The sequence below is a fragment of the Denitrobaculum tricleocarpae genome (genome assembly GCF_007004665.1).
Classification (GTDB): Bacteria; Pseudomonadota; Alphaproteobacteria; order Kiloniellales; family Kiloniellaceae; genus Denitrobaculum; species Denitrobaculum tricleocarpae.
In genome coordinates this window covers 1-22804 of the sequence record NZ_ML660064.1, presented here as the reverse complement: position 1 = coordinate 22804, position 22804 = coordinate 1, and the positions used below count along the sequence as shown (strand labels likewise).

Here is a 22804-nt window from a genome sequence, read left to right as displayed (position 1 = left end):
GGAAAAAATTGCCGACATCCAAAGGTAGGTAAAAAAGCCAATGAAAAAGCCGGCGAACGCGATGTTCGCCGGCTTTGTGAGGAAGAATCTTGAAGTTGAATAAAGGAACTAATTCAACGGTTTCTCTATGCTTTTCAAAAGCGGGCGATCTCGCTTTCCGTTACGATGACGCGCCGGAGGTCGCGCTGCCTGAGTTCGGCGTCGCGTTTTCAATCTTTCGGCGATATTGCTGCAGCCTGGTTGTCCGCAGGCCGCGCATGCCGTGCGAATCAATAAGGCGTTGCCAGGACAGCAATTCCTCCATCGAAAGCTTATAGCGCTCACAGGCTTCCTCAATGGTGATCAGGCCATTGCGGACGCCGGCGACGACTTCTGCTTTGCGCCGGATAACCCAACGCTTTGTACTCGGTGGCGGCAAGTCATTAAGGGTCAACGGCTCTCCTGCCGGTCCAATGACTCGTGTTGGCCTACCTGGGCGATCTGACTCCATCAAGACGCTCCAAATTTCCTCACAATTGATGGTCTGCACAAACTATCGCTTCGGTGTTGAAAAACCCTTAATTCAAGGGTTTAAGGAAGTTTTATCTATGTTTTTACCCGCCCCGCCTTGAGTTACTGCGCTGCGGCCCAAACAAGAGCGGCCTGAGCGAAGGCTTTACTTCACTCAGGCCGCTGTTTTCTGTCTTCAAGTGATCAGGCGTCAGATCTAACGGCTGATTCTGATCAGTTCCTCAAGCATCTCATCGGCGGTGGTGATGATTTCCGCGCTTGCCGAATAGGCCCGCTGAACCACGATCATATTGGTGAATTCATCGGCCAGATCGACGGTCGAGGCTTCCAGGGACGACGGAGCAACCGTTCCTGCACCGCCCAACTGCGGCAGGTTCAGCAGGAAGGGACCGGAGCGTGACGTCTGTTGATAGACGTTTCCGGACTCCGCGCTCAACCCGTTGGGACTCTGAAAGGTTGCGATGGGAAGCTGATAAATATCGAGGGTTTCGCCGTTATCGAACAGGGCGGTGACAATCCCTTCCTCATCGATCGATACGCCCGAGAAGTTGCCGAAACTGACACCGTTCTGGTTTGACTTCCGGACTGTGAATTCGCCGGAGAACTGGGTGATGCCGTTGGGCTGCCCGATGGCGCCGGCGTCCACGACTATGCTGCTGTTTGTGGCGCCGCCGATCGTCCAGGTTATGTCGATGTCAGGCATCGTGATGGTTGCGGGCAAGCCGTCAACAAAGGTGATGCTGCCTGCGCCGCTGGTGACGTTACCGCTGGCGGCACCACTTGACGTGAGTGTGGGGTCCTGCGGTGTGATCGACCAGTCGTTGTCCGCTACCTTGGTGAAGAGCAGATCGAGATCATGGGAGTTGCCCAAGGAATCGTAAACCTGGATGGTCAGAGTTTCTGTGTCGCCGTTCGCGGCGGTCGAGGGCAGATTCAGTCCGATTTCAATCTCAGACGTCCGGGTGGCGGCGCCGGCCAGGTCGGCAACGTTGACGGTCTCCAAACCAGTGACCGTGCTCGCGCTGGTCGTTGCCGGACCGTTGGCAAGGTTATAGCCCTGCAGGAAGAAGCCCGCCGTGTTTACCAGATCGCCGTTCTGGTTCGGAAAGAACGAGCCGGCCCGTGTGAAGAGATATTCATCTCCAACGCCCGGGGTGGCGGATTCGTTGACAACGAAGAAGCCATTGCCCGCGATCGCGATATCCGTGGCTGACGCGGATGCCTGCAAGAGTCCCTGCTGGTCAATGTGGTTGAAGGGCTGGGACCTGACACCGCCAGGCGAATGCAGAGTCTGTGTGGCCTGCTGGGTGACCAGCGTCGAAAAGCGTGCACTGGTTCCCTTGTAGCCGACGGTGTTCACGTTGGCGATGTTGTCTGAGATGATACCGATCGCATTGGCCTGGGCCGATAGACCGGAAACACCTGCGTAAAGTGCGCCGTATAAGCTCATAGTCGAATCTCCCTGGTTGACTTGGGAAGCGAAGCGCTTGTGATGTTAAGTTCGTTCTTAAAGAAACGGTCGAACACTCTGAAACCAATAGAGTATTGATCAAGGTGTGAATTAGGTTGCGGCATCGGCGGGCTCCTCATCGGCGGGCTCCTCATCGGGAGGCGTTTCCGCCGTCTTGGTCTGTTGGACCGAGGAAATCTGGTCCAGAGGAATGACGACCTTGCCGATGGCGAGCAGGAGCGTGCCGTTGTCGGATTCCACGCCGGTCACTTCGCCGACAATGCCTTGGGTGGTCTGGACAGGTTCGCCTTCGGCGTCTTTCGCCACCACCAGGAAGCCGTATACGCCTTCCTTCATCTGCTCGCCTTCGGAGTTTTTGCCGTCCCACGTCACCTCGTGGGTGCCGCCGGTTATCTTGCCTTCGAGGGTTGTGACCGTGTTCCCGTCTTCGTCGATAATTCTGATCTCGGTGGTCTTCGCATTGCCGCCGAGGCTGTACTTGATGGTGGCACCGTTCTCATCGAGGTTCAGGGCCAGACTGTTGGCGGTCACGGTTTTTCCGATGTAGCTGACCACCGAATTCAGCTGATTGCTGTACTGCAGCTGGATCAGGCTATCGAGTTTGTTGTTGGTCAGAACGGCCTGCTCTGCGCCGGTGAATTCGACCAGCTGCGAAGTGAATTCGTTGGATTCCATCGGCGAGAGCGGGTCCTGGTGTTTGAGCTGTTCGGTCAGCAGTACCAGGAAGTTGTCGAAGGTCTCCGCGAGCGACTGTGCGCCGGCGATCCCGGTGCTGCCGCCACTGGTGTCGACGTAGTCCACACCATTAACGGGTGCTCTGGTTGCGGTCGTTTCCATAGATCTGAGTCCTCAGTCGCTGCCGTTAAACGGAGATGTCGAGCGCGCCGTCGTGCGACGACCTGCCGTTTGCTTCATTCCCGGTAACCGGGTCGCCGGAGGCGGTATCATCTCCTCCGTCTCCGGATCCCGCGTTCGATGCCGTGTCGAATTCGTTCGCGTTATTGTTGCCTTCACCGCGCAGGCTGAAGTTCAGGCTGCCGCTGTCGGCCTGCAGGCCCGCGTTCTGGAGTGCCCGTTCCAGGCCTCTGGCATCTTTCTGGAGCATGTCGAGGGTCTCGGATTTCTCCACGGCGATGGTCGCCCGAAGGGTGCCGTCGTCGGAGATCTCCATTTTTACGTCGATTTTCCCGAGTTCCGCCGGATTGAGCTTGATCGTGATCGAGTCCTTGCCGGCGGCGACCCCTTTGCGGATCTCTACAGCGACCTGGTCGGTCGGGGTGGCTGCGCCTGCCGAAGCGTTCCCCGATGCCGCGGCACCGGCCCCGGTTGCGTTCGCGGTCTGCGTGACCCCGCCGACCGGTGTCAGACTGGTGAAGGCCGGGGTGCCCGTGCTGGTGGCGGCCTGCGGCGCACTCACGTTTGCCAAGGCGTCAAGCGGTGCGGCAGAGGGGGCGGTGGGTGCCGTCTGGACACTCTGGGCTGCCGCCGGGTTTACTGCGGCGTTCGGAGCAGCCTGGCCTGCGTTGGCTTGAGCAGCGGGATTACCCGCTTGCTGGGCCTTCGCGGCCTGTGCGGCGGCATTCGCCGGCTTCGGTTCTGCCGCGGCCTCGGGTTTCCCATCCATTTGAGCTGTCACCGCGGCATCGCCCGCAGCTATCTGCCCGGCCGGCGCGCCGGTTTTCGGGTCGACGGACTGCAGGGTGATCACTGCCGAGCCGCTGGTCAGGGCCGTGTTCGACTGTGACACCAACGCATTGTTGGAGACGCTGGTGGTGGTTGCGGTATTCTTTTCGCTGCTGCCCTTGCCGGCCTGATTCTGATTGGCTGCATTGGCATTGGCCGCCTGTTGCGCCGCTGCTGCGGTGTTCCCGGCGGCCTGGGAAGCTTGCGCACTCGCCGGATTGTTGCCTGCGGCGGCAGCCGATGACGCGGCGCCTGCCGACGCGTTCGTGCTCGCGGCGGCAGCCGCGGTTGCGGCCGGATCTGCGGTCGCGTCAGCAGCACTGACAGCGTCTGTTTCCTGTGTCCCCGGACGAGCATCGGAGCTTTCTTCCGTTTGAGCCGCTTCATTATTGCTCTGCGCAGCGCTCGCTTCCGGGTGTTCGTCCTCGGTCTCGCTTATGCCGGCTTCACGCTCGGGAGCATCTGCGCTGAGATCTTCTTCATCGTCCCAGTGACTGTAATCATCACCCGTGTCTTCGGTTCGACTGCTCGAATCTACCTTGGTGTCACGCTCGTCCGTCCGGCTTGACTTGTAATCACGGTCGTTATCGTAACCGCGGTCATTGTCGGCCCGCTCAGAGCGCAAGGCCGTGCTCGCTTCATACCTGCTCTGGTTTTTGGCCAGAAAAGAGTCGAACGACAGACCTGCCGCTGCGTTGGCCGCAGACCTGGAGGTGTTGTGCGATCCGGCGGAATGACCGGAAGATGTCGCTGGGTCGAATAGGATCGAACTCATTGCGGTGCTCTGCTCTCTAACGTTTGCTCTTGAGATCCTGTTTGCAGACGGGCCTAAGTCAGACGGGCCTAAGTCAGACGGGCCTAAGTCAGACGGGCCTAAGTCAGACGGGACTGGGCAAGACGGGCCCGGGTCACAGGTGACCGGCTTGCGACTGGACTGCACTTGCTTTTGCGCCCGAGATAACCTTCCGTACCGGGGCAACGGGTTCCTCTTCACCGGCCTCGCGCCGGTCCAGGCCGTCCCAGGCATCGCGCAGGGGCTTCAGGAGATCGATCGATTCCCCGGCAAGCCTTGCCGGATCGCTGTCGAAGGAAATCCGGCCGAGCTTGGTGAGCACATCGTGGTAGATGCGTCCCAGATTGACCGCGAGCTCGCCACCATTGGTCTGATCGATCATGGTGTAGAGGGCAGTGACGGCCTGCATGGCCGCCGCGGTTTCGTTGAAGCGTTCCTCGATCTTCTGCGCGCCGATGGCTTCAACCGCAGCCAGGAGGGCCGTGATTGCTTCGTCGTGCAATTCGACCATGGCGCGGCCAGGGCGGGATTCCATCATCTCGCCGTAGTCTGTATGAGCAGCGGGTAGTGCCATTGCTTTACTCCATTCTTGTGTCGGACCCGCTGATCTGATCTGCCGATCGGATCTGCAGGGTCCTCCGATACCTCCTCGTATGGTCCCGGCGAAGTACTGCGCCGATACAGGGACGGATTGGTTCGGCCAAGTCTTTGCAAAGGGCGGGCCAAAATTCGAGAAAAACATAACTCATTGTATTTTATATATAATTTATGATTTTGGGCGTGAAAACCCAAGCAGGTAGGCGGACTTTTCCTAGCTGCGCCTGACCTCGGGGTAAAAATTTCCGCAAGGGACCGGGCAGGGCGGAAACCGCATGTCCTGGTTCCGGGAGAGGCGTGAAGGGCACTATCAGCGCCACAACCCACCGCAGGTAAAGCGTTCATTAACTCTGTTTGGTCAAACTCTCTTCACCATCATTGCAAAGACGCTGGCATGTCCTTCTGGCATCCGCTGCTTCGCATGGGCAGAAAAGCAACACGATTTATCCGTAAAGAGGGCTTAATGGCCGGAAAATTTCAGGGTGCAGCGGCCGTGCCGCCGGCAGGTGGCAATGGAACCCCCGCGCGCGGGGATCTCGCCAGGCAGTCGATAGAGCTGGCCTTCGATCATCATCACGCGGGCCGGATCCGGGAGGCGGAGAGTCTCTACCAGCAGGCTCTCGCGATTTCTCCCGGGCAGATCGACGCGCTGTATTACCTGGGCGTTCTCTATTTGCAGAACGGTGTGAATGATGCTGCGGCGGAGTACCTCACGAAAGCCCTGCGGAAGCAGCCGAAGTTCGCGGAGGGGCATTTCAATCTCGGTGTGGCTCTTCAGGAGCAGGGCAAGCTGAAGGAAGCGTCCAAGGCTTATAGCCAAGCGATCAAAGGTGACAAAAACCTTGCGCCGGCCCACCTCAATCTGGGCAACGTCTATATGGACCTGGAACAGTACGACCGGGCATCGTCGGTCTTCAAAAAGCTGATCAAGCTTGCTCCGGAGTCGGAGCAGGCGCACCTGAACCTGGGACGGGCGGCGAGTCTCAAGGGCGATAAAGATGTGGCGATGACTGCCTACCGCAACGCTCTGGAAATTAGTCCCGACTACGCAGATGCGCATCTGAACATCGGTGCGATTTTGCTTGAGCGTCATGAAACCGAAGATGCCAAGACCTACTTCGAGCAGGCTCTGAGCTTCGATCCTGGAAACGCCGAGGCCTACAATAACATGGGTGTGGCCTGGCGGCGGGATGGTTACCTGGATAACGCCATGAGCTGTTTTGCCATGGCATCGGAAATCAAGCCGGGCTTTGGCGACGCCCACAACAACATGGCGGCGACCTACAACGCTTTCGGCGATAACGAGCGCGCCGAAGCCGAGGTGCGTAAAGGGATCGAACTGGCGCCCGACTCCTCGGCCGCTCATTGTGTGTTGGGAAAGATTCTCAGGGCACAGGGCAAGAGGATCGAGGCCGTCCAGGCCTTGAACAAGGCCATCAAGCTGGCTCCCGAAATATCTGAAGCCTATCGTGAAATGGGTTTGACGCTCTCCGAAAACGGGGAATACGAACAGGCTTTGAAGGCCTATACTAAGGCGCTGGAGAAAGATCCGGAGGATTGCATCGCCCACAACAATATCGGGATGACCTATATCCTTTTGGGCCAGCTCGACAAGGCGCTCAAGAGTTTCGACGACGCGATCACTGCCGCTCCCAAGTTCAGTCTGGCGCATTCCAACAAGTTGTTTTCCTTGACCTACGTACCTGAGGTTTCCTTGTCGGAGAGCAGAGACCAGCACTTCGAGTACGGTGAGCGCTGGGATCTCCCGTATGACGAAGCCAACTTTACCAACCAGCCCGATCCGGACCGCCGTTTAAAAGTCGGTTACGTCTCACCGGATTTCCGGCAACACGTCGTCATCAAGTTCATCGAGGAAGTGCTCAAGGCGCACGACCGGGACCAGGTCGAATTGTACGCTTACGCCGAGGTTCACAATCCTGATCATATAACCGAGCGTTTGAAGGGTTACTTCGATCATTGGTATTCGACCGTCGACCGAAACCATACCGAAGTCGCGACACAGATCGTCAATGACGGGATCGATGTTCTGGTGGATCTGGCCGGGCACACCGGCAACAACCGCTTGCCGGTCTTCGGGGCAAAACCTGCCCCCGTGCAGGTGAGTTGGATCGGTTATCCCAACACCACCGGCCTGAAAAACATGGACTACATTCTGACGACGAAGAACTACGTTCCGCCCGCGCTGAAGGAGTACTTCAGCGAAGAGGTCTACTATCTGCCGCGTGTCCCGACGACATTCAGGATTCCGGATGATGTCCCCGAACTCTCCGGCAATCCCTATGAACGCAACGGTCACGTGACCTTCGGCTGTTTCAACAATTGCATCAAGGTCGGGGCAACGGCGATCGAAACCTGGAGTGGGATTCTCCGTGAAGCACCCGACACCAAGTTGTTGTTAAAGGCCCATGCTTACCGCAGCGAAAGCGTGGTTGCCACCAGCAAGGCGGCGTTCGAAGCCCACGGTGTTGATCCCGAACGTATTACCTGCGAGGGGCCATCAGGGCATAAGGACTACCTGAAGCGCTACGACGCCATCGATATTGCCCTGGATCCCTTTCCCTACAACGGCGGAACGACGACGCTCGAAGCGCTCTACATGGGCATACCCCTTCTGGCGCTCGAGGGCGAAACCTGGGTTTCGCGCAACGGCTCCGCGATCCTCGACGCCATGGGTATGCAAAGCCTGATTGCATCGTCCCGCGAGGACTACATCGCCAAGGGCGTGGACTTCGCGAAGCACCCGGAGAAGCTGGGCGCCATGCGCGGCGGATTGCGCGAGCGGTTCGTGGCGACCGGCATTACGGATCCGGTGGCACAGACCCGCGATGTTGAAAATGCCTATCGTGACATGTGGCGGCGCTGGTGCGACAAGCATAGGGCAGGTTGAGGCAGGCGTGGTCGAGGGATACGGCGACGCCGCCATTTGATAAAACTGCCGCCTGGTAAAAAGGATTCCCGGTTGTGACCCGGATCGCAGTCATGCAGCCCTACTTCGCACCCTATGCCGGATACTTCCGGCTGGCGGCGGCGAGCGACATCTTTGTCATTTTCGATTGCGTCCAGTTTCCGCGCCGCGGCTGGGTTCACCGGAACAGGCTGCCGGACGGCGAGGGTGTGGTCCGTTGGCTCACTCTGCCTCTGGCAAAAGCGCCCCAGAGCACGGCAATCAACGCCATGCGGTTTTCGCAGGATTCCTTGAGCCGCCTGGAGACCGAGGCCCGCAGCTTTCCGGATCTTCAGGACAGGAGTCATCCGCTCGTCGCGCCTCTCTTCAAAGCCGAGGGCAGTCTGGGGGATTGGCTGGCGGAATACCTCGAGACGACCTGCGCACTTTTGGGCTTCGCTCCCAGGTTTGTGAGGTCCAGCGACCTTAACCTGCCGGTCGGGCTCAAAGGCCAGGCGCGCATCATCGAGATTGTGAAACGCCTGGAAGGCAGCTCTTACATCAACGCGCCTGGCGGCCGCGATCTCTATGATCCCGAGACCTTTCGGGCCGCGGAGATCGAATTGGGGTTTCTCGCGCCTTACGAGGGGGACTGGGGCAGCATTCTTCACCGGCTGCGCCGCGAAGGTCCCGCAAACCTGACCCGCGAAATCATCAGCCAAAGCAAGCCGCTCATCGCCTGATTGGTGTTTTGTTAACCATATGTAAGCCTCGGAGGGCTAAAGCTTCGGTATGACAGATCAAGCTTATCAAGACCGCGTCGGCGGCAGCGTCCGGACCGATTACGACGCCCGCGACGCCGCGCACTGGGAAAAACTCGAAGCCCTGATCGCCGGAGCCGGCCTTTCGATCCGCGATGTGCTCAAGAGTTATCCTGCGTTTATTCAGCGCCGCGACCTGCCGCGAATCCTTGGCCACTACGAACTCTTCAAACTGATCGCCGACATGCCGGGCTCGGTGGCGGAACTGGGGGTATTCCGGGGCTCAGGACTCTTCACCTGGGCAAACCTTCTGGAGACCTTCTGCCCTGGCGACCGGACCCGCAAGGTTTTCGGCTTCGATCATTTTGAAGGCTACGCCGCCTATGAGGAACGCGACGGCAATGCCCAGCCCTGGGTCGAGCGCGTCCTCGGAAAGATGGTGTCCGACGGGGATCTGGCGCATGGTCTCGTCGATCTGCACAACCAGGACAATCTGCTGCCCGGCGTCGAGCGCTGCCGCATCATCGATGGAGAGATTTCACAGACGCTCCCGCGTTTCGCCGCCGAGAACCTCGGAATGCGCCTGAGCCTCCTGTACTTCGATATCGGGCTCTACGAACCCACGATGGCGGGGCTCAAGCATCTTTATCCCCTGGTGATGCCCGGCGGCGTGGTCGCGTTCAACGGCTATGGAATGCCGCCCTGGCAGGGTGAGGCCGAGGCGATCGAGGAATTCTTCGCCGATAGGGGCGGCGTGCCGGAAATGAAAAAATTTCCTTTCTCCACCGTGCCCTATGCCTATTTCGTCAAGGAAGGGGGAGGGGGATGACCCTGGCCTGCGATAGTTCGGACAGCGCCCTTGCGGACCTGCGTAACCGTTTCGATGAGCAGGGGTTTGTGATCCTGCCGAAGCTTCTGGCGCCCGAACAGCTGGCGGCGTTGCGCGCTGACGTGGCGGCCGTCTTTTCGGCCCGCGCGGACGTCTCGAACCATGGCCGGGGCCGCGAGAGCCTGGACGAGACACTGCAGTGGTTGTTCGAGAATGACTTCGAGGGCTATCTCGGCGCGGCAAAGCTCTGCAATCATCTGATCAGCCTGCATCGTCTGGGCACCTCGGACGAACTCGTGGAGAGCCTGAAGATGCTGGGGCTCGAGTTTCCCGCCATCTGCGCGCGTCCCCTGATGTGGTTCCATTCGCGGCGTCTTGCCAAGACGGAACGTTATCATCGCCTGCCGGCCCATCAGGAGTGGTCGAACATGCAGGGCAGCCTTGACGGCGCGGTCGCCTGGCTGCCGCTTGTCGAGGTCAGCCCCGAGATGGGGCGCCTGCAGGTCATTCCCGGCAGTCATCGGGACGGCCTCCTGCCTTTCGCGCCTGATGACGAGGCTGACTATCCCCTGGCGCTCAGCCGGGATGCCGTGCGCGAGGAAGACTTTGTCGAGGTCGAGGTGCCTCTGGGCTCGGTTCTGTTCTTCTCGTCCTTCCTCGTCCATCGTTCGGGAACGAATACAACCGACCGGACGCGCTTGACTGTGAACTTCCGTTACAACAACGCGCTGGAGAGCAGTTTCGTAGAGCGCTCTTTTATCAATCCCTTTTCTTACGCCGCGCCGGAAAAGCTGATCCATCCGGACTTTCCGGGACCGGGCCGCAGCAAAGACTGAAACACCGCTCACGTTGCGACATTTTGACCGGCGGTTGTAGTGCGGGACCTAAGTGTAAGCCTTTATTAACTATGAATGTTATCTAATGGATAACGGAGCGGACCTGCGGTTCATTATACCCAGCCAGATTGAGGTGGCTGTGCGCAATCTCTAAAGGACATTTCGGTCAATGAGCGAGCTAGAAGTAGAATTCATCTCTCACGCAACCCTGAAAATTCGCGGTGACTTCGGAACCTTCCTCTGCGATCCCTGGTTCCTGAACGAACCGGTCTACAACCTGAGCACCTGGAAGTTCCCGGCTGCCGCCGTGCCACCGGAAGAGGTCGCGCGCGACGTCGACTACCTCTACATCACCCACTCCCACGAAGACCACTTTCACATTCCCTCGATCGATTACATCGACCGGAACGTACAGGTCTATCTGCCCGCCTATAACGAACACCCTGGAATGCGCGCCCTGACGGTCGAGCGGGTGATGCGCGAGCTCGGGTTTCACAACATCAAGAAGCTGCATTCCTGGGAAACCGTTAAGCTTGGCGGTGTGACGCCCTTTACCGTTGTGCCCTCCGCCAAGACCCGGGACCAGGATTGGGAAAACAGCGGCTTCGTGATCGAGCATCCCGACTGCACGCTCCTGAACATGAACGACAACGTCAATGACGAGGAACTCTGCAAGGAGATCAAGGCGCGCTGGCCGAAGGTCGATATCGGATTTATCCAGTCCGGCGGCGTGACCATGTTCCCGGGCTGTTTCCGCATGGATGAAGCGGAGATGCGCGAAGCCGCGCAGAAGCGCAAGGTCGCCTTCCGCGATCAGCGCCGCCTGATGGATTTTGTGACGCCCGCGCGGATCGCGCCCTTTGCCGGCGATTTCTGCTGGCTCGACGACAAGTACTTCCACAACAACTGGGCCAACCGGACCACTCTGAAGCTCTTCTGGGAAATGATCGAACAGGACTACCCCGACAGCGGCACGGAGGTGGTGGTGCTCTATCCTTCAGACACCTGGACCATGAGCGGCGGTGTCACCCGGAACCATCCCGAGATTGATTGGGACGACATGCTCGGCGAGGTCAAGAAGATCAAGAGCCTGTTCCAGCCCAAGGTCGATGCCTTGAACGAATGGCTGCACGAGGTTGATCTGGACGATCTGGAGGCCCGGTCCCGCCGGCGCTGCGACATCGTCCAGAAGTGGATGACCAAGGACTACATCGATTTCACCTCACGCTTCCGGCTTTTCATCGAGGGCGACAGGGCGGATTTCAGTTTTGTGCTGAAAGCCAGCCCCGAAGACGGCTTTGCGTTCGACTGGGACGATGACGAACCCGTACAGCAAACCCTGTACGTGCCGCAGCACATCTGGGCAGGTATCCTGCAGGGCAAGCTGATGTGGAATATCATCCAGTGGGTCGGCCAGGCCGATCAGCACGTCGATTTCACCCGCGACATGGGCCGCTTCTGGTTCTGGCTGGAATACCACGTCGATCTCGACAGTAAGAATATTCAGGCAGTGCTCGACCGCAAATCGCACCCGGGCATCGAGAACTATATCCGGCCGCAGTACGCGACCTTCCCCCAGGACTGGGAATGGAAGAAGTTCAAAGAAAGGAAAAACGTGGCGTGAGCCTGCGGTGGGCCTTTGCGGGATGTAAGCCGCAAGCCATCCGGGTTTTGACCGCACTCGAAGACCGGGGCTTTGTCCCGGTCTTCGTCGCGTCTATGCCCGAAGCGCCCGAGAGCGACCGTGCCGAACTGGCCGGCTGGTGCGCGGCGCGCGGCGTCGAGCTGCTTGAAACCTCCGACCTGCGGGATGAGACTGCGAGGCTGCAGGATCTCGACCTGCTGCTGGTCTGCCGCTTCAACCTTCTCTCCGAAGAGGTTTTCAGCGCGCCGCGTCTTGGATCGCTCAACATCCATTCTTCTCTGCTGCCGGCATACCGCGGTGTCCATCCGGTCTCCTGGGTCTTGATCAACGGCGAGCGGGAAACCGGCGTGACGCTGCATCGGATCGATCCGGGTGTTGACACCGGCGGGATCCTGGCTGCTCGTGCTATCTCCATCGCGGATCACCATGACCTGTGGAGCCTGACCGGGGATCTCGATAATCTCTCGGCTGCATTGGCCGTCGAGGTCTTCGAATACATTGAGAAACATGGGACGCTGCCGAAGGAAAAACAGCAACAAGGCGAGAGTTCCTATGCCCCGCGCCGTAGACCTGAAGACGGCAGGATCGATTGGTCGCTCAGCGCACGCTCGATTTTCAACTTTGTCCGCGCCTTGCCTGAGCCGTTACCCTCTGCCTTTGCTGTGGGGCAGGAGGGCCGCGAGATCAGGGTCAAAGAGGCGCGGCTGTCCGCCGTTCACCGGGCTTCGGACGCCCTGCCCGGCGAGGTCCTCGCCTGCAGCGCCGGCGGCTGGTTCGAAGTTGCCTGCGGCGCGGGCGATATTCTGAAGTGCCGGAGTGAGCCGCCGGTGACGCTGGGGGAGCGTTTGGCATGACGACGGAAATGCGAACCCGTCTGGTCGGCCTTAAAGACCCGGCGGCCTGGAGTGCAGCCCTCGAGGGCTTGCCGCATTCGATAGCCCATGAAGCGGCCTTTCGCGCGGCGTTGGACACCGGTCGCGACGATGCGCAGTGTGTCCTCTTCGTTGCAGAGAGCGAGCGCGGCAAAGCGGTCTGCCCGGTTCTGGAACGTCCTCTGGAGACGCGCGCGGATATCGCGACACCCTACGGCTTCGGTGGCTTCATCGGGGTCGGCGATCTCACCGGTCTGGACCAGGCCTGGCGGGCATTTGCCCGAGAGCGGGGATATGTCGCGGGATACCTCGCGCAGCATCCTTCCCTGTCCTGCAGTGCCATTGGCGCCGATGAAGAGCGTTTCGAATCGAGCCCCGTATACCTCCTCGATCTACGGCCCGGCGAGGACGATATCATTGCCGGCATGTCGAAGCGGCGCCGCCCCAGCCTGCGCCGCTGGCTGAAAGAGGTCGAGGTTGCGACCGGCCGCGCCGAACTGGTCGATGCCTTCGTGAAGCTCTACCCGCCGCATATGTCACGTCTGGGCGCGGCGTCCGTCTATTTCTTCGGTGATGATGCTCTTCGCCGGATGGCCGGGCTGGATTCGGTCGTTCTCTTCGGCGCGCGCAACGAGGCCGGTGAAATCGAGGCCGTCTCCATGACCGCCGTCACCGCCCCCTGTGCCGATTACCTCTTCTTCGCCGCGACCGAGGACGCCCGCGATCATTCCGTCGGCCTGATCTGGTGCGGGATGCGCGAGGCCAAGGCGCGCGGTGCCGAGTGGATCAATCTGGGCGGTGCGGTGAAGGAAGGGGACGGCGTGGGCGAATTCAAACGCCGCTTCGGCGCCACCCTGACCCCGACGCAGTGCCTGAAACAGGTCTACGATCTGCAAGCTTACGACGCGCTCTGCGAGGAAAATGCCTGCGATGCGCAGAACCGGAACGGTTACTTCCCGGCATATCGGGCACCGCGCTAGGTTGGGCCTTACCTCAATCTGATTTGATTGCGAGAAGTCTGTCTGTTTCCGTTCAAGCCGCAAGCGTCAGGCCCTGCAGAATGTGCTGGTTCAGGATGTCGCGGGACATGTCTTTGGCGGTGCCGATGTAGTCGGCTTCGACCCCCTCATCCGCGAGCTGCTGCTTGGCCTGTTCCAGGCTGCGCCGGTTCTGCCGGGTCGGGGCGGGAATGCGGACGCCGGCGATGCCGTCCAGCAGCTCGATGGGCGCGCCTTCGCGTAAGACGCCGCTCTGCTCCAGGGCATAGCGGACGCTGCTTTCATAATCTTCGCGCGGGATTCGGCAGCTCAGTTCCACATTGGCGATCCGTTTGCCCTCGGGCGCGCCGCTGCCGCCGAAGGAGAGGCGGTAGGCGGGATTATCCGGGTCGTGGACCGTGACGTAGCTGGCGAGGCTGTTGATATCCGCTTCATCCACTTCGGCCCAGGCGATACCCAGACTCAGCATATCGATCTCCGCCGCGTGACCGTTCAGGCCCACGATGTCGGCAACCGAAAGTCCGAGCACCAGCTGTCCCGCCGCCTCGGCGGTTGCCTCGCGGTCTTCGAAGGTCAGGCTGTGGCCGGCCCCCTGTGGCCTAAGGCCGAGCAGTCTGCCCGTGCGCTCAAGTTCGATGCCGGGCGTGGTTTCGATCCGGGTCATCAGGCGGTCCACGAAGACGCCGAAGTCGCCATTCCTGACGGTGCTAAAGACCAGGGTTTCCCGGCCCCGTTCCAACTGGCCGTCGCAGGCCTGGTTCAGGGTCTTGGGGTAGAAGAGCGGCGACCAGATCTTGTGGCGCAGGTCGGCCGGAACCTCCTGCCAGTTCTCCGGATAGATCTTCGCGCTGTAGGGTGCGATGAAGGCGTCGTGAAATGCCCGGCCGTGATTGGTCAGAGAGAGTGACTGATAGTCCAGTCCGGTGAAATCGAGCTCGCTGGAGCGGCCCAGAACCGGAGTACCGTTCAGCTCCTGGGCGAGGATCTGCGCGGTCTCTTCGCGGATCCGCGCGATCTGGTCCTCATTGAGGAGCCGCGGCAGGCTGGAGAGGTCCAGGCTGGCCAGGAACTCCGGCACCAGTTTGCCGCCGTAGGACAGTTCGGCGGATGGCAGGTCCTGCAATTCACCGTCGAGCAGTTCTTCAACGAAGGCCCGGATGTGCGGCATGTAGAGGCGAAAGTCCTCGTTGCCGCGGTATTCGTCGAGACCCGTCGCCGGGGCCGCGGCGTTCGGATGGGCATTGAGGTCGAAGACCCGGGTGCCGATGTCCAGGCGCCGGCCCCTGAAAGGCCGGGCGCCGAAACCGCTGCCAACCCCGCGTTCGGGCAGGAAGAGCTTGACCTGCTTGCCCGCGCGCGCGGCCTGCGCCGCGGCGACCAGGCAGCCGATCGAGCCGCCGACAATGATCAAATCGAACTGCTTCATCGCTGCTTCACCTTTGCGGGCTTCGGTAAAGGTAGGTTGTGTATTCGTAGAGACCGTAGTCGGCCCGGATAACGGCGTGACGGGTCAGCTCCCTGGCGGCGAAGCCGAGGACCTCGTCGCAGGACCAGTGGAAAAGATCGTCGCGGGTCCAGTCGACCTGGGTCGACATCACGTTGAAGGCGATGCCGATCTCCGCGGCATGAAAGGCCGCGGCGATGATTTCCTTCGCGAAGGCGACCATCTCGGCTTGCGGCAGTTCGCGTTTTTCAGTCAGCACGCCATTCATGATCACGTAGTCGACGCAGCGTTCCTTCAGCGGATCCGCGAGCAGATCGCGTGCTTCGAAGCTCTCATCGGGGTGCCGTTGCCGGGCCGCCGCGATCATCTTTTCCGAGAGATCGATACCCAGATAACGGATCGGGGCAGGGGCGGCTTTGTCCCTCAGGTGATCGAGCAGCAGGCCCGGGCCGCACCCCAGGTCAAGCAGTCGGCAGGTCTTGGTGTCCGGGCGGATCACCCCGGTCATGACGTCGAACCTGGTGGCGAGGTCCCCCGCATCCGGCCAGTCGACTCCCTGGGGCGTGGCGCCGTGCCGCTCGAAGCAGTTTTCGTAGTGTTCGACCAGTCGGCGGTAACCGGGCGCGGTCTCCTGTTTCCTGCCTTTGCGGTCCAGTACGGCGTCCTTCATAGCCGGCTTTCCATCAGCCCGGCCAGGTACGCGCCGTAGGGAGAGTTGCCGTAGTTTTCGGAGAGACACAGCAGCTGCTCGTCGCTGATCCATTGCTGGCGCCAGGCGATCTCCTCGATACAGGCGATCTTGAAACCCTGCCGGTGATCCACCGCCTGTATGTAGGCGGCTGCTTCGGCCAGCGCATCGTGCGTCCCGACGTCCAGCCAGGCGATGCCGCGGCCCATACGCTCCACGGAGAGATCCCCGCGTTTCATATAGCTGCGGATGACATCGATGATCTCGGTCTCCCCCCGTTTCGAGGGGGTGAGATTGCGGGCGATCTCCACCACGTCGTTGTCGAAGAAGTACATGCCCGTCACCGCGTAGTCGGAGCGGGGGCGCCGCGGTTTTTCGGCGATGGCGATGGGGGTGCCCTCATCGTCGAAAGTCACGACCCCATAGCGTTCCGGGTCGGTCACGACGTAGGCAAAGATCGTCGCTCCGTGGTTCGAGGTGACGGCCCGCCGCAGCTGCTGAACCAGTCCCTGACCGTAAAAGATGTTGTCGCCGAGAATCAGGGTGACCGGATCGTCGCCGATAAAATCTGCGCCGATCACGAAGGCCTGTGGCACGCCATCGGGGTTCTCCTGAACCGCATAGTCCAGATGAATACCGTACTGACTGCCGTCGCCAAGCAGGTTGCGGAACAGATCCTGCTGATCCGGCGCGGTGATAATCAGGATCTCGTCGATTCCCGCGAGCATCAGATTGGAAAGCGGGTAATAGATCATGGGTTTGTCGTACACGGGCAGAAGCTGCTTACTGACCGAAACGGTCAGCGGATGAAGGCGGGTGCCCGAGCCTCCGGCAAGGACAATGCCCTTGCGGCTCACTTTATCGACTTTGGCCATATATACCCGTTATCGGCACGTTTCACGCCGAGGCGTTAACAGTCCCTTGTTTTTCATAGAGTAGAATTATTAACGTTACTGCTTAAAACTGTCTTAAAGACGAGGAAAGTCAGTCTCTTCGTCGCAGGAAAAACAACCAGCCGAGCGAATCCCGTGGCACAATCATTAGGCGAATCCGATCTCATCCAAGACTCTTTTCAAAGAGTAGAACAGAACCCGGCCTCTCCAATACCTCTTATGCGGCCGCAATTGCCGACTGCGGCACGGATCGCGCCTTATCTGGAGGAAATCGACGCGAGCCGCTGGTATTCGAACTTCGGACCTCTGGCCGGCCGTTTCGAGGAGCGGCTGTCTTCGCAGTTCGGCAGCGGCGCGGGCTCTGTCCTGGCGGTCGCGAACGGTACCCTGGGCCTGACGCTGGCGCTTCAGGCGGCCGCGGCGCTGCCCGGCGATCTCTGTATGCTGCCTGCCTTTACCTTCAGCGCGTCGGCGTCCGCGGTTATGGCGGCGGGTCTGACGCCCTGGTTCGTTGATGTCGATCCCGGGAGCTGGGCCTTGGAGCCCGCGCTTGCGCGCGACTGCTTGCCGAACGCACCGGGGCGTGTTGCCGCGGTCATGCCGGTATCGGTCTTCGGGCGGCCCGTCGACGTGGCCGCCTGGGATGAATTCAGCCTTGAGACCGGGATTCCCGCCGTGATCGACGGGGCGGCGAGCTTCGATGCGGCCCGGGTCGGGCAGTCGCCGGTTATGATCAGCCTGCATGGTACCAAGGTTTTCGGGGTGGGCGAGGGTGGTTTGATCCTGTCGCGCAATAAGGCGCTTATCTCGCAGATCCGCAGTCTCTCGAGCTTCGGCTTCCCGCTCGATCCGGCAAAAAAGACCGAGCCGCGTGCTGCGCTCCTGCCCGGCCTGAACGCCAAGTTCAGCGAGTACTGCGCCGCCGTCGGCCTCGCGGGGCTGGAGGATTGGCCGGCGACGCGCCAGCGGTTCCTTGACGTGCGCGATGCTTATTACGCAATACTGGAGAATATCCCCGAGCTGCAGCCGCAACCCGGCGGCCTGGAACCCTGGGTCTCGGCGACCATTAACTTTGCGGTGCCGGATGTGAGTGCCCGGACCCTGATTGCCGCTCTTGCCCAGCGCGGGATCGCCGCCCGCCGCTGGTGGGGTGACGGCTGCGCCACGGCGCCGGCCTTTGACTCCTGCCCACGGACCGCCTTGCCGGTGACGGAGGGTCTGACGGACAGCGTAATCGGCTTGCCTTTTTATATTGATATGACCCGTGACGACATCCACAGGGTTAAAACCGCGGTCATTGCAGCCCTGCGCGGATAGCGCCCGCTGCCAGATTCTCTCTTATTCTCCCCCGCAGATCTTTGCTGATGCCATAAGCCGCGATCCGGCAGTCTTTGCCGGGAGATGGAGGTTTTTACCTCTACCGCCGTGCAGAGACTGCAGCTCTCTCAGAGCGGCCGGTTATTTCGTTTGTAGTCAAGTGATTGAATGCAAACGAAAAAGGCAAATCAGAAAAAAGTGGCATGTGGCTTGCGCAAGAGCGGTTGACGAACTCTCCCTGTCCTGCCCGGGGTCAAACCGACCACGGTAGAGCAGCGTAAGAGATTTAAACCAACCGCTTGGCGACGAGCAGATACACGAAGGAGATGCGGAATGCCGACAGTCACGACAAATACCGCAGCAAACTCTGCCCTGAGATTTCTGAACTACAACTCAATGCAGTCGGGCAAATCGGTGTCCAAGCTCGCGAGTGGCTCGCGGATCGTGCAGGCTTCCGACGATGCTGCCGGTCTGGCGATCGGCACAAGGTTGAACTCGGACGTGACGGTTTTGCGCCAGTCTGCGATCAATGCCTCCCAGGGCGGCTCGATCATGGCCGTCGCCGACGGCGGCCTGGCGCGGATCGCCGACGTTTTGCAGCGCTTGAAGGCGCTGGCCGCGCAATCGCTCTCGGGCGTGCCGACCGACACGGAACGCGGTTTCATCGATGCGGAGTTCCAGAGCCTGCTGGCGGAAATCGACGGCATGGCGGCCACGACCCGTTTTAACGGGGACTCGCTGCTGGACGGTACGACCACACAGCAGAGCTATTTCGTCGGCACCGACCCTACCGATGTGATTCTGGTCGATTTCTCAAGCTTTGGCGGAACCGGCATTACGAACTTTTCCACCTCGACGTCGGGCGGGCTTTCGCTCTCGGTCGAGGCTGTATCGACCGCGGTATCGGCGACAGCGGCCATGACAGCAGTGGACACGGCGATCGACGTGATTTCCGAAGCGCGTGCCAATGTCGGTGCCATTCTCTCGCGCTTCGAGTTCCGCGGGCAGCAGATCAACACGGCGCTCGAGAATGTGGCGGCGGCCCGTTCGGCGATTATGGATGTCGATCTTGCCGAGGAACAGAGCAAGCTGGTGTCGTCACAGGTCCTTGTCCAGGCATCGGTTTCGGCGCTTTCCCAGGCCAATCAGCTACCCCAGAGCCTGCTGTCACTCCTGCAGTAATCGGCCTTGCGTGCATCTTGGGCCGACGGGATATCGCAGGCGCTCCGGCCCCCGCTATGACCTCGCCGTGCCCTATCGCATCGGCCTGTGATCTCAGACTAGCCCCGGGCAATTGTCCCGCCCGTCCGCGACGCGGCCTTCGCTCCGCTTCAAGAGGTAAACGTCAGAATCACGTCAGATCTGGTACAGGCGTCTCGCGTTTTTACGTCCGCTGGCGGTGTGTCTGCCGTTTGGCATGGCTCTGCGCAACGCTGTCCGAACCCCTCCGGCGGCATCTCATTTCTCTCTGCGCCCGATCTCGGCCGCCAGCCGTTTCAGGCATCCATCCCGGCGATTTCTGTCCTGCCGGCGGCAGTCTTTGCCGGGGCAGGGGTAGTTTTTGCAGTTCCTATCTCGCCCGAAACGGCCTGTGCCGGGGGCCGGAATTTTGAATTAGTCGTATAAGTATATGAATACAAACGAAAAAAATTAGACTACATACAATTTGGCACGTAGTTTGCTCAATTGCTTATACGAACACTCATGTGTCATGCCACGAATCCGCGAAGACCGGAGCGCCGCGGCAAGGGGTGATAGCCAACCGCTCGGAGACGAGCCGATAATTTAAGGAGATGCGGAATGCCGACAGTAACGACAAATACCGCAGCAAATTCTGCCCTAAGGTTTCTAAACTACAACGCCGCCCAGTCGGGAAGTTCGGTGTCCAAGCTGGCAAGTGGCTCACGGATCGTGAAGGCATCCGATGACGCTGCCGGTCTGGCGATCGGCACGCGGCTGAACTCGGACGTGACGGTTTTGCGCCAGTCTGCGATCAACGCTTCCCAGGGCGGTTCGATCATGTCGGTCGCGGACGGTGGCCTGGCCCGGATCGCCGATGTGTTGCAGCGCTTGAAGGCGCTGGCCGCGCAATCGCTCTCCGGCGTGCCGACCGACACGGAACGCGGTTTCATCGATGCGGAGTTCCAGAGCCTGCTGGCGGAGATCGACGGCATGGCGGCCACGACCCGCTTTAACGGTGATTCCCTGCTGGACGGTACGACCACACAGCAGAGCTATTTCGTGGGCACCGACCCCGCCGACGTGATCCTGGTGGACTTTACGAGCTTCGGCGCGACCGACTACACGACGGGCGGTATATCGCTCGCGGGTGAGAGCGTCTCCACCGCCGCGCTCGCGACCTCGGCCATGACGGCGGTCGACTTGTCGATCGATCTGATTTCGGAAGCGCGTGCCAATGTCGGCGCCATTCTCTCCCGTTTTGAATTCCGCGGACAGCAGATCAACACGGCGCTCGAGAACGTGGCGGCGGCCCGTTCGGCGATCATGGACGTCGATCTTGCTGAGGAGCAGAGCAAGCTGGTGTCGTCTCAGGTCCTTGTCCAGGCGTCGGTTTCCGCACTCTCCCAGGCCAATCAGCTGCCCCAAAGCCTGCTGTCACTCCTGCAGTAAGCAAGTAGCCGGCGCTCCTGTCTTCTTGCTTGGGACGCATGCCACGCAAGATCTGTCCGGCAACTTCCCGACCCTTGGTATTTGACGTACTCCCGCCGGGCAGTTCTGTCCGGCAGACGGCAGTCTTTGCCGGGAGCAGGGAAGTTTTTTCTGGAATGGGGGGCTGTGTGGCGCTCACCGTTTCACTTCGTGTTGTGCGAGAGCCGGCGCAAACCTTTGATTGAATTGAAGAAAAGGTGGAATCTAAAATTTGGCACGTAGTTTGCTCAATTGCTCACAACGATACTCTCATGTTGTGCCATTGGGTCAGACGGATCGGGGCGGCGCGGCGTGAGGTCAAAGCCAACCGCTCGGAGACGAGCCGATAATTTAAGGAGATGCGGAATGCCGACAGTAACGACAAATACCGCAGCAAATTCTGCCCTAAGGTTTCTAAACTACAACGCCGCCCAGTCGGGAAGTTCGGTGTCCAAGCTGGCAAGTGGCTCACGGATCGTGAAGGCATCCGATGACGCTGCCGGTCTGGCGATCGGCACGCGGCTGAACTCGGACGTGACGGTTTTGCGCCAGTCTGCGATCAACGCTTCCCAGGGCGGTTCGATCATGTCGGTCGCGGACGGTGGCCTGGCCCGGATTGCCGATGTGTTGCAGCGCTTGAAGGCGCTGGCCGCGCAATCGCTCTCCGGCGTGCCGACCGACACCGAACGCAGTTTCATCGATGCTGAGTTCCAGAGCCTTCTGGCGGAAATCGACGGCATGGCGGCCACGACCCGCTTTAACGGTGATTCCCTCCTGGACGGTACGACCACACAGCAGAGCTATTTCGTCGGCACCGACCCCGCCGACGTGATCCTGGTGGACTTTACGAGCTTCGGCTCCGACAGCTTTACATCAGGCGGCCTCGCGCTCACGGGACCAACCGACGTCACGTCGGTCACAACGGCAACTTCCGCCATGTCGGCAGTGGATATCGCGATCGATCGGATCTCCGAAGCCCGTGCCGAAGTCGGCGCCATTCTTTCTCGCTTCGAGTTCCGCGGCCAGCAGATCAATACGGCGCTCGAAAACGTAGCGGCCGCACGCTCCGCGATCATGGACGTCGATCTGGCCGAAGAACAGAGCAAACTGGTCTCCTCCCAGGTCCTTGTGCAGGCGTCGGTTTCGGCGCTCTCCCAGGCCAACCAGTTGCCCCAAAGCCTCCTGTCACTGCTGCAATAAGCCATCTCCTAGAGTTACTGTCACTGCGAGTGGGATGTACGTGCATCCCACTCTTTTTTTAGCGGCGGCAGGTTTCAAACTGCGACAGCGGCAGGGCGTGCCTCCCGATCGCACGACTTTAAGTCATAAACAGTCTCACGCCACCCGCCTTGAATCTCAAGAGCAGTACTCACCGGCATCTTTCCGTTCTTGACGCTGCCTTTGATCATCGATTTTTCGGCGCTGATCATTTATAAAATATACTGTCCCTAAAATAATATCCGGCATAAGTCGTATACCGGATGCAGGCTTCAGCCGACAAAGTCCTGGGCAGTGGCCTGGCGAGACCGCTTGTGTGTACCGGTTCGACGTTACACCGAAGCACTATTGCTTCAACACGCCTGGCCGAACCTCTGCGGCCCAGAGCTCTCTCGACTCCGAACGCCCATGCCTCGATCCCGTATGAGGCACTAGGGCAGCTCCGGTTTAGATGGAATCGCCTTTGGCGATCCGTCGCACCGGTGAATCTGCTCTCACTATATGATGTAGAGCGGGTTCACATGTTTTAGCGAAAACACAGAGTGTTTCCGTTAAAACATGACGCGCTCTAGGTGTATAGTCCCACGGTGTGATGGTATCACATTGAAGACCATCGATAAGGAAGCACTATGGGACAGGTACTACACGGCAGCGCCACGACGACTCATGCTGTCCGAGCTGCGATACAGCGATCG

General features: G+C 60.1%; 19 protein-coding genes. 11 read left to right on the top strand and 8 right to left on the bottom strand.

Going from position 1 to position 22804, the window contains the following annotated elements; translation table 11 throughout:
- Window positions 1–160 precede the first annotated feature (160 nt).
- The 5 genes from sciP to FKG95_RS26230 form a co-directional block, all read right to left on the bottom strand.
- Entirely contained in the window at window positions 161–490 is a 330-nt protein-coding gene (sciP, locus tag FKG95_RS26250) for a CtrA inhibitor SciP (RefSeq protein WP_142899431.1), read from the bottom strand.
- Between the two features lie 216 nt (window positions 491–706).
- Window positions 707–1960: a flagellar hook protein FlgE gene (flgE, locus tag FKG95_RS26245; RefSeq protein ID WP_142899430.1), complete on the bottom strand. Its 1254-nt coding sequence runs from the start codon at window positions 1958–1960 to the stop codon at window positions 707–709.
- A gap of 111 nt (window positions 1961–2071) precedes the next feature.
- A complete protein-coding gene (locus tag FKG95_RS26240) occupies window positions 2072–2818 on the bottom strand; it encodes a flagellar hook assembly protein FlgD (protein ID WP_142899429.1) in 747 nt (248 codons plus the stop codon).
- Between the two features lie 25 nt (window positions 2819–2843).
- On the bottom strand, window positions 2844–4439 hold the full coding sequence (locus FKG95_RS26235; protein ID WP_142899428.1) for a flagellar hook-length control protein FliK: 1596 nt from the start codon (window positions 4437–4439) through the stop codon (window positions 2844–2846).
- 133 nt (window positions 4440–4572) lie between these two features.
- Window positions 4573–5031: a flagellar protein FliS gene (locus FKG95_RS26230; RefSeq protein ID WP_179954298.1), complete on the bottom strand. Its 459-nt coding sequence runs from the start codon at window positions 5029–5031 to the stop codon at window positions 4573–4575.
- Window positions 5032–5517: 486 nt separating this feature from the next.
- On the opposite strand from FKG95_RS26230, the gene FKG95_RS26225 reads away from it, so the two are divergent.
- From FKG95_RS26225 to FKG95_RS26195, 7 genes are all read left to right on the top strand, one after another.
- Entirely contained in the window at window positions 5518–7962 is a 2445-nt protein-coding gene (locus tag FKG95_RS26225) for a tetratricopeptide repeat protein (protein WP_179954297.1), read from the top strand.
- Between the two features lie 74 nt (window positions 7963–8036).
- A complete protein-coding gene (locus tag FKG95_RS26220) occupies window positions 8037–8702 on the top strand; it encodes a WbqC family protein (RefSeq protein WP_142899425.1) in 666 nt (221 codons plus the stop codon).
- Window positions 8703–8751: 49 nt separating this feature from the next.
- Window positions 8752–9549, top strand: a complete 798-nt coding sequence (locus tag FKG95_RS26215) for a TylF/MycF/NovP-related O-methyltransferase (protein WP_142899424.1) — start codon at window positions 8752–8754, stop codon at window positions 9547–9549.
- Window positions 9546–10385 carry a phytanoyl-CoA dioxygenase family protein gene (locus tag FKG95_RS26210; RefSeq protein ID WP_142899423.1) on the top strand — a complete coding sequence of 280 codons (840 nt, stop codon included), beginning with the start codon at window positions 9546–9548 and terminating at the stop codon, window positions 10383–10385. The genes FKG95_RS26215 and FKG95_RS26210 overlap by 4 nt, the downstream gene beginning before the upstream one ends.
- Window positions 10386–10554: 169 nt before the next feature.
- Entirely contained in the window at window positions 10555–12009 is a 1455-nt protein-coding gene (locus tag FKG95_RS26205; RefSeq protein WP_142899422.1) for an MBL fold metallo-hydrolase, read from the top strand.
- Window positions 12006–12884: a methionyl-tRNA formyltransferase gene (locus FKG95_RS26200; protein ID WP_142899421.1), complete on the top strand. Its 879-nt coding sequence runs from the start codon at window positions 12006–12008 to the stop codon at window positions 12882–12884. The genes FKG95_RS26205 and FKG95_RS26200 overlap by 4 nt, the downstream gene beginning before the upstream one ends.
- On the top strand, window positions 12881–13882 hold the full coding sequence (locus FKG95_RS26195; protein WP_142899420.1) for a GNAT family N-acetyltransferase: 1002 nt from the start codon (window positions 12881–12883) through the stop codon (window positions 13880–13882). The genes FKG95_RS26200 and FKG95_RS26195 overlap by 4 nt, the downstream gene beginning before the upstream one ends.
- Before the next feature lie 52 nt (window positions 13883–13934).
- On the opposite strand, the gene FKG95_RS26190 is transcribed toward FKG95_RS26195, so the two are convergent.
- The 3 genes from FKG95_RS26190 to rfbA are packed head-to-tail and all read right to left on the bottom strand — an operon-like array spanning window position 13935 to window position 16907.
- Complete coding sequence (locus FKG95_RS26190; RefSeq protein WP_142899419.1) at window positions 13935–15326, bottom strand: hypothetical protein; 1392 nt, start codon at window positions 15324–15326, stop codon at window positions 13935–13937.
- A gap of 7 nt (window positions 15327–15333) precedes the next feature.
- Window positions 15334–16014, bottom strand: a complete 681-nt coding sequence (locus FKG95_RS26185) for a class I SAM-dependent methyltransferase (RefSeq protein WP_179954296.1) — start codon at window positions 16012–16014, stop codon at window positions 15334–15336.
- Window positions 16011–16907, bottom strand: coding sequence for a glucose-1-phosphate thymidylyltransferase RfbA (gene rfbA, locus FKG95_RS26180; protein WP_142899417.1), 897 nt, complete (start codon window positions 16905–16907; stop codon window positions 16011–16013). The genes FKG95_RS26185 and rfbA overlap by 4 nt, the downstream gene beginning before the upstream one ends.
- A gap of 237 nt (window positions 16908–17144) precedes the next feature.
- Here rfbA and FKG95_RS26175 point away from each other — a divergent pair, with 237 nt between their 5' ends.
- From FKG95_RS26175 to FKG95_RS26160, 4 genes are all read left to right on the top strand, one after another.
- Entirely contained in the window at window positions 17145–18242 is a 1098-nt protein-coding gene (locus FKG95_RS26175) for a DegT/DnrJ/EryC1/StrS family aminotransferase (RefSeq protein WP_142899416.1), read from the top strand.
- 333 nt (window positions 18243–18575) lie between these two features.
- Window positions 18576–19424 (top strand): flagellin, encoded by an 849-nt coding sequence (locus FKG95_RS26170; protein ID WP_142899415.1) that lies wholly within the window; start codon window positions 18576–18578, stop codon window positions 19422–19424.
- 618 nt (window positions 19425–20042) lie between these two features.
- Window positions 20043–20873 (top strand): flagellin, encoded by an 831-nt coding sequence (locus FKG95_RS26165; protein WP_142899414.1) that lies wholly within the window; start codon window positions 20043–20045, stop codon window positions 20871–20873.
- Window positions 20874–21257: 384 nt separating this feature from the next.
- Entirely contained in the window at window positions 21258–22091 is an 834-nt protein-coding gene (locus FKG95_RS26160) for a flagellin (RefSeq protein WP_142899413.1), read from the top strand.
- Window positions 22092–22804: the final 713 nt, after the last annotated feature.